The sequence below is a fragment of the Nitrosomonas sp. ANs5 genome (assembly GCF_050584665.1).
Taxonomy (GTDB): domain Bacteria; phylum Pseudomonadota; class Gammaproteobacteria; order Burkholderiales; family Nitrosomonadaceae; genus Nitrosomonas.
The window spans coordinates 24,416-31,695 of the sequence record NZ_JBEUDO010000034.1; the positions used below are offsets into that span (position 1 = coordinate 24,416).

6 protein-coding genes and 1 other RNA gene are annotated in these 7,280 nt (G+C 55.0%); 6 read left to right on the plus strand and 1 reads right to left on the minus strand.

Translation table 11 applies throughout. The features are described 5' to 3' along the window. Window positions 1–227 precede the first annotated feature (227 nt). From ABTW62_RS09305 to ABTW62_RS09330, 6 genes are all read left to right on the plus strand, one after another. Complete coding sequence (locus tag ABTW62_RS09305) at window positions 228–1,547, plus strand: TRZ/ATZ family hydrolase (protein WP_430904312.1); 1,320 nt, start codon at window positions 228–230, stop codon at window positions 1,545–1,547. 19 nt (window positions 1,548–1,566) lie between these two features. Next, window positions 1,567–2,271 (plus strand): bifunctional 2-polyprenyl-6-hydroxyphenol methylase/3-demethylubiquinol 3-O-methyltransferase UbiG, encoded by a 705-nt coding sequence (gene ubiG / locus ABTW62_RS09310; protein WP_430904306.1) that lies wholly within the window; start codon window positions 1,567–1,569, stop codon window positions 2,269–2,271. Between the two features lie 27 nt (window positions 2,272–2,298). After that, a complete protein-coding gene (locus ABTW62_RS09315) occupies window positions 2,299–2,946 on the plus strand; it encodes an HAD family hydrolase (RefSeq protein WP_430904307.1) in 648 nt (215 codons plus the stop codon). Window positions 2,947–3,016: 70 nt separating this feature from the next. Next, window positions 3,017–3,376: a transfer-messenger RNA gene (ssrA, locus tag ABTW62_RS09320) on the plus strand. Window positions 3,377–3,725: 349 nt separating this feature from the next. Then, entirely contained in the window at window positions 3,726–4,325 is a 600-nt protein-coding gene (locus ABTW62_RS09325) for a type IV toxin-antitoxin system AbiEi family antitoxin domain-containing protein (RefSeq protein ID WP_430904308.1), read from the plus strand. Window positions 4,326–4,532: 207 nt separating this feature from the next. After that, entirely contained in the window at window positions 4,533–6,572 is a 2,040-nt protein-coding gene (locus tag ABTW62_RS09330) for an SEC-C metal-binding domain-containing protein (protein WP_430904309.1), read from the plus strand. A gap of 55 nt (window positions 6,573–6,627) precedes the next feature. On the opposite strand, the gene ABTW62_RS09335 is transcribed toward ABTW62_RS09330, so the two are convergent. Further along, on the minus strand, window positions 6,628–7,280 hold a 653-nt coding region (locus tag ABTW62_RS09335; protein ID WP_430904310.1), incomplete at its 5' end, for an IS1634 family transposase.

Below are 7,280 nucleotides of genomic sequence, written 5' to 3' on the forward strand. Positions count from 1 at the left end.
TTTTCCTTTGAAATCGACCAAAAAGCCCTGTCCTCGAACAGGGCTTTTTGGTGTATGCCCATCAACCATTTGCAGTAATTCTTCTGACGTAACCATAATCTCCATCCGGCGAGCGCCAACAGGCACAAGGGTGCGCCCGCACACCATGAAACTGACGATGGATTGTTGCAGGCTGCAAGTATCTGCCGAAAATTGTATGGAGGCATATTTTGGCATCCCCACACACCATGCACACCACAGCCATCGATACCCTGATCGAAGCGCGTTGGATCATCCCGGTCGAGCCGTCCAGCAGCATCCTGACAGAACATGCCATCGCCGTTCACCAAGGCGTGATCCAAGCGATACTGCCCATCCCTGAAGCACGGTCGCGCTACCAGCCCGCCCATCACGTCACACTGAAACAGCACGCCCTCATTCCCGGACTGATCAATTTGCATACCCATGCCGCCATGACCTTGATGCGCGGTTTAGCCGATGACCAGCCACTCATGACATGGCTCAAACAACATATCTGGCCGGCTGAAGCCCGATTTGTCGATGAGCGCTTTGTGCGCGAAGGCACACAGCTCGCCTGCGCGGAAATGCTCAAGGGGGGTATCACTTGCTTCAACGACATGTATTTTTTCCCGGCTGCCGCATCAGAAGTGGTCGCGGCCTGTGGCCTGCGAGCCGGAATCGGATTGGTCGTGATCGATTTTCTGAGTGCCTACGCCAGTGATGCTGATGATTATCTGGCTAAAGGACTGGCGCTGCGCGACCAGTATCCCCACCATCCGTTACTGACATTTTGCCTGGCCCCGCATGCACCCTATTCGGTCAGCGACAAAACCTTGAACAAAGTCATGACAATGGCGGAACAACTCCAACTACCCGTCCATATCCATGTGCACGAAACGCAGGCTGAAATTGAAGAAAGCCTCGCAACCCATGGCATACGCCCATTGATGCGACTGCAACGGCTCGGCCTGCTTGGCCCGAATCTGATCGCCGCACATATGGTCCACCTAAAAGAGGAAGAAATCAGCCTATTCAACCAATATGGCGGACATGTCGCACATTGCCCGACCTCCAATCTCAAACTGGCGAGCGGCGTAGCGCCCATCGCCACGCTCCTCCAGCAAGGGGTCAACGTCGGTCTGGGCACGGATGGCGCGGCCAGCAACAATAGGCTCGACATGTTCGAGGAAATGCGCCTCTGCGCCCTGCTTGCCAAGGGCATCAGCGGTCGGGCCGATACGCTGCCCGCCTGGCAGGCATTGCGCCTGGCCACCCTGAATGGCGCCAAAGCGCTGGGGCTGGAACAGATAACCGGCAGTCTGGTTGCAGGCAAAGCGGCAGACATTGTTGCAGTCGATTTCTCTGGGCTCGAGTTGTCCCCTTGCTACGACCCTGTTTCACATCTCGTATATACTGCCGGACGTGAACAGGTCACCCATGTGTGGATCAACGGACGGCTATTGCTGGACAATAAAGAACTTGTTACTCTCAAGGAATCCGAACTGCTCGGTCACGCAACTTACTGGCAAAAACGTCTCACCAGTTAACTCTCAAGGCAAATATTGTATGGAAAATGATGGCATCAATGCGGATCCGCTGGAACTGGAAAAATTCAGTCAACTGGCACATCGCTGGTGGGATCCCCAAAGTGAATTCAAACCCTTGCATGAAATCAACCCGCTGCGGCTGAATTTTATCGATGAAATTGCAGGGCTAAAAGGAAAAACCATTGTTGATGTCGGGTGTGGCGGGGGCATCCTGTCGGAATCCATGGCTGCACGTGGCGCCCAGGTGACCGGCATCGATCTGAGCGACAAGGCACTCAAAGTGGCCAAACTGCACCTGCTGGAAAGCGGTCATCAGGTCGACTACCGGAAAATCACGGTCGAAGCGCTCGCAACTGAACAACCACATCACTACGACATCGTCACCTGTATGGAAATGCTGGAACATGTGCCCGACCCGGCCAGCGTCATTCATTCCTGCTCGCGACTGGTAAAACCTGGAGGGTGGGTCTTCTTTTCGACCCTGAACCGCAACCCCAAGTCCTATTTATTTGCGATTATCGGCGCGGAATATGTACTCAACTTACTGCCGCGCGGCACCCATGAATACGCCAAATTCATCAAACCCTCCGAACTGGCACTCATGGCACGCAATGCGGGACTGATGGAAGTCAAAATCATCGGTATGACCTACAATCCGCTGACCAAAGTCTATGCCCTGGAAGCCGATACCAGTGTCAACTACATCATGGCGTTCCAGGCCTGATGTACATTCCCGGCTGGCAGCGCTGACATGACCGAAGCCATCCTGTTCGACTTCGACGGCACCATTGCGGATACCGCCCCCGACCTCGGCCATGCGCTCAACCGGCAGCGGACCGCACGCAACCAGCCCCCCCTGCCCATCGAACAAATTCGCACCGAGGCCTCGGGCGGCGCGCGCGCGCTGCTGCGCCTGGGATTCGATCTCACCCCGGACAATCCGGATTATCAGGCGATGCGCGAGGAATTCCTGGCCTTCTACATGGAACAGCTGTGCCAGGACACGTGCCTGTTTCCAGGCATTCCCGAGCTGCTCACACAACTTGAACAGAAAAGCATCCCCTGGGGAATTGTCACCAACAAGCCGGCCCGATTCACCCAGCCGCTGATGCGGCTGCTCGGCCTGCATCAGCGCGCTGCCTGCATCATCAGCGGCGATGACACCCCCCACAGCAAACCGCATCCCGAACCGTTGCTGACTGCCTGCCGGCAAATTGCCGCCCAGCCCGGGCACTGCATCTACCTGGGTGACGATGCACGCGATGTGCAAGCCAGCCTGGCGGCCGGCATCAAGCCCATCGTCGCCCTGTATGGCTACCTCGGCAGCCGCAGCGCTCCAGAATCCTGGGGTGCTGCCGAACTGATCGAACACCCCGAAGACCTGCTGCGTTACATTTAATCTGCTAGAATGTCCGCAGTTGAACTTTTAGCATCAATCACCACTCTTACTTGCAATTAAGAATTCCATGGGGGGCGATCCGGCTTCGACGTGGGTTGCAAAGCAGAGCAGGGCATACCGAGGATCAGTTACCTCGTAAAACCACTGAAAAAAAATAGTCGCAAACGACGAAAACTACGCTTTAGCCGCTTAATCCGGCTAAACTCCACACCGGTGGGCCTCAACGCCGGGTCTGGCAACAGACAGTGGAGTCACTAACGAGGATCGCGTTTTGCAGGGTTACTTTGCAGAGCGCTAAACGATAGGTAACTCGCTTACCACCAGCCTGCCGGTTGGCGTGTGGTAAGTCAAATTAAACAACTCGGCTAAGTATGTAGAACTGTCTGTAGAGGACTTGCGGACGCGGGTTCAATTCCCGCCGCCTCCACCAATAATGAAACCCCAACCGTTCTCGGTTGGGGTTTTTTCTTGCCCGATCGCGCCGGTTCCCGCGTACTCGTGTGGGTTCCTGCGAACGCCTGCGGACTTCGCCAGCCGCCCGAATTGGCCGTTCCGGGCCACATTCCATTCTCTCCTGGCCATTCCTCGCTCCGGCCTCGCTCCCCGGAACTGGCCCGAAGTCCGCAAAGGCCCGAATTTCGAGCCTTACATATCAACGAGTTACGCGCGGACGAATCAAGCGGTTGGATTGCAGCATCGGGGGAGCAGAGGAAACCACATTGGTTGTGTTTTGTCGGTATATATTGACAACTACCGACGTAATGCAACATCATGGTAGCATGGAAACTTCGCACCAGACCATTCTCGATCTCGCCGCCCAGCGCGGCCTCATACGCCCGCGAGATCTCGACGCGCTGGGTCTGCCCAGTGTCGCCCTCACGCGGCTGGTTCGGCAGGGCCTGCTCGTCCGAGTGGGTCGCGGTCTGTATGCCCGTCCCGATCGCAGCGTATCCGAGCATGGCACGCTGGCCGAGGTGGCCCGCAAACACCCACAAGCCATCGTCTGCCTGCTGTCAGCACTGCGGGTGCACGACCTCACCACGCAGTCGCCATTCGAGGTCTGGCTCGCCATTCCCAACAAGGCGCGTGCGCCGAAGATGGACTATCCGCCGCTGCGCATCGTGCGCTTCTCCGGCGCTGCGCTGACCGATGGGATTGAAGAGCACCAGATCGATGGCGTGACCGTGCGCGTGACCAACGTCGCCCGCACCGTGGCCGACTGCTTTAAGTTCCGCAACAAGATCGGCCTCGATGTCGCGATGGAAGCCCTGCAGGAAGCCTGGCGAGCCAAGCGCGTGAGCATGGACGAACTCTGGCGCTATGCCACGCTGTGCCGAGTGGCCAATGTGATGCGCCCCTACATGGAAAGCCTGTCATGAACCAGCGCAACACGGTGCTCTCGGTGGTCGCCTGCGAGGCTCAGCAGGAAAAGTGCCGCCTACGAAGGATGAACAATGACTGAAAAGTCCATGCGAACAGAGCGAGAGGTCTTTGCAGATCTGGCTGCGATTTGCTGCCAGCCTGGCTACGTGCACGCAATAGCCCACATCTGCTTCCGTGACAACGTGATTCTCCACGCAGGTGACATGAAGGAAGCCGATATGAGGAAGATGTTCTCTCCCTCGCGGCTCATCCGAACGGAAATCAATACCTTGCTCGGCTTGATGATCAAGACAGATATCGACTGGACCTTGCCTGCACCGAGGACTCTGCAGGAATACATGGATGCAACGGAGAAACTCCTTGAGGAGTTACACCATTGTCTGTCTGGGGAATTTTGGTCCGGTCTAACCAAGGAAGCCGTGGAAGGTGGCTTCAACCCGTTTGAACGGGGGGAGGTGTTGCGAGAACCGATTTTCTACAGCGGTGAAGCGGCCTACATCTTTCAGTACCTTGACCTAGCGACTCGTAAATACGCAGCCGATTCGAAATGGCTGCAAGCAAACCGCGGCTTTACCATCGATCACGCCACACGTGTCGCGAAAGCAGTAGAGGGCGTCCATGCTGACCGCTTTGACTCAATTCGTGAGCGCATGAGAAAGCAGCATCCTGACGAGTGGACAATGCTCCCTCTTTTCTCATTCACTGCCGATGAAATTGCAGCAAAGGCGAATCTTGCTACCGATATTGTGGAGCTAGTGCTCGGGGCATTTGAACTGCCCTCAAGAGAGCGCAATGAAGGATTCAATGCACTGCACGACTTCAACGTCATTACGGCCATGCCCCTGCTGCGGACGCGGAGCGGAGAATTCTTATCACTGCAGACTTACTCATTGGCTGAAGCGATATACGAGGCTCCCCATCATTGGATGTATCAAGACGAGGCATATCGTCCAACACTCTCAAAGAACCGAGGCGACTTCACTGAAGATTTTGTAGCCGATCGACTCGGCTTGGTCTTTGGGAAGGATCGTGTTTATTTGAATGTAGATATATTCAGAACCAAGGCAGCAAAGGTATCTGATGTAGACGTTCTTGTCGTTTGGGGCAATCGGGCCATCATCGTGCAGGCAAAATCAAAACGCCTCACGCTTGAGTCGAGAAAGGGAAATGATCAGGTTATTCGCAGCGACTTCAAGAAGGCGGTACAGGTTGCCTATGACCAAGGTGCCGCTTGCGCTAAAAGCCTGATCGAGAAGGGATGCCGGCTCGTGGCCGCTGACGGGCGCGAGGTCGTACTGCCGAATGACATCAAGGAGATTTACATCTTCTGTGTCGTCAGTGATCACTACCCAGCTTTGAGCTTTCAGGCACGGCAATTCCTGAAGACAGAATCCATTGATCGGGTACAAGCGCCGTTGGTTATGGACGTGTTTGCTGTGGATGCCATGACCGAAATGCTTCAGTCTCCCCTGCAGCTTCTTAGCTATGTGAACCGACGGGCCAACTACGCTGAGCAACTCATGGCATCGCAGGAACTAACGATCCTCGGCTATCACCTGACGAAGAACCTGTGGGTGCAGTCTGACGTTAATCTGATGCATCTGTGCGATGACTTTTCTGCAGGGTTAGACATTGCGATGTCGGTGAGGCGAGCTGGCGTGCAAGGGGCAGCCACACCCGACGGCGTTCTGACTCGATTTGGGAAGACGACGGTTGGGCGAATAGTGAAAGAAATAGAAGCTCGACCAGACTCTGCAACTATTGATCTCGGCTTCCTGCTCCTAGCAATGAGCGAGCAGGCTGTGACGGAAATGAGTCGCGCTGTAGACAAACTGGCTGCTCGGACTCGTGCTGATGGCCAGGTGCATGACGTCACGTTTGGGTTTAAAGAAGGCTCAGGCATTACCTTCCACTGCACTGATGAGCCATCAAACGTAGCTGGCCCTCGACTGGAGTCATACTGCACGCTTCGTAAATACCGGGAGAAAGCTTCGCAGTGGTTTGGTCTCTGCATGACTTCAACGGGCCCAGACGTGCGATTCGGTGTCTCGCTGGTCTTCCCGTGGAATCAAGATGAGCGGATGGATGAGAAAACCAAAGATATGCAGGAGCCAGTTCCGATCGACCAGGCTCTTCAGACACTGATGACGGGACGAAACCGAGCGCGCAAGATTGGCCGTAACGACCCCTGTCCTTGCGGCAGCGGGCGCAAATACAAGAAATGCTGCCTTAACCTTCACTAACCTAACTTCGTGCCCCTAACAAAAACTCTCACATCTTTTCAATAAGTTAAAAATTTTAACTGGAATCGGTTGGCACTACGGATTTTTTTCTGTCAATAATTGTTTTACGTTTACCGATTGGATCGGGCTTGAGGTTCAAAGCCTGGTAGAGTTGTTTGTGCAGCGCTTCAGCTTGAGTCGTGGTGCGCAGCAGAATCGTTGTGTTTGCATCGGTTGGAAGCGCGAGGGTGACACGCTGCTGGGTGGCCATGATGTTGCGGATACTCTCCCAACTCAGATTAATCCCTTTTTCCTTCAGTTGATGGCGTAGCGTGTGCGCCAGATGATAGGCCCGCAAACTAATGAATAAATGCGCGTTGACGCGCTCTTTCTTCTGGTGGTAGACCGGGCGTAGCCCCAATTCAGTTTTCAGGCTCCTGAAAGTCGCTTCGATTTCAGTCAGCATCAAATAAGTTTCCCACAACTTGTCCTCATCCCAATCAGAGAGATTGGTGCGCAAGCAATACAGGCCGCACTGCTGATCTTTCTGGCTACTGTCGGGCGCATACTGCCAGTCGATGCGAATAGCGTGCTGTTTCGCATCATCCGCAATCACCTCGATACGATAGTCCTGCGCGACCCGGGTGTTTTTCTCGCGCAATCGACCGATGCGCTCCAGGATTTTGTCAAAGCGCTTGATCGAGCCCTTTTTATTCAGCCCCGTGGCAA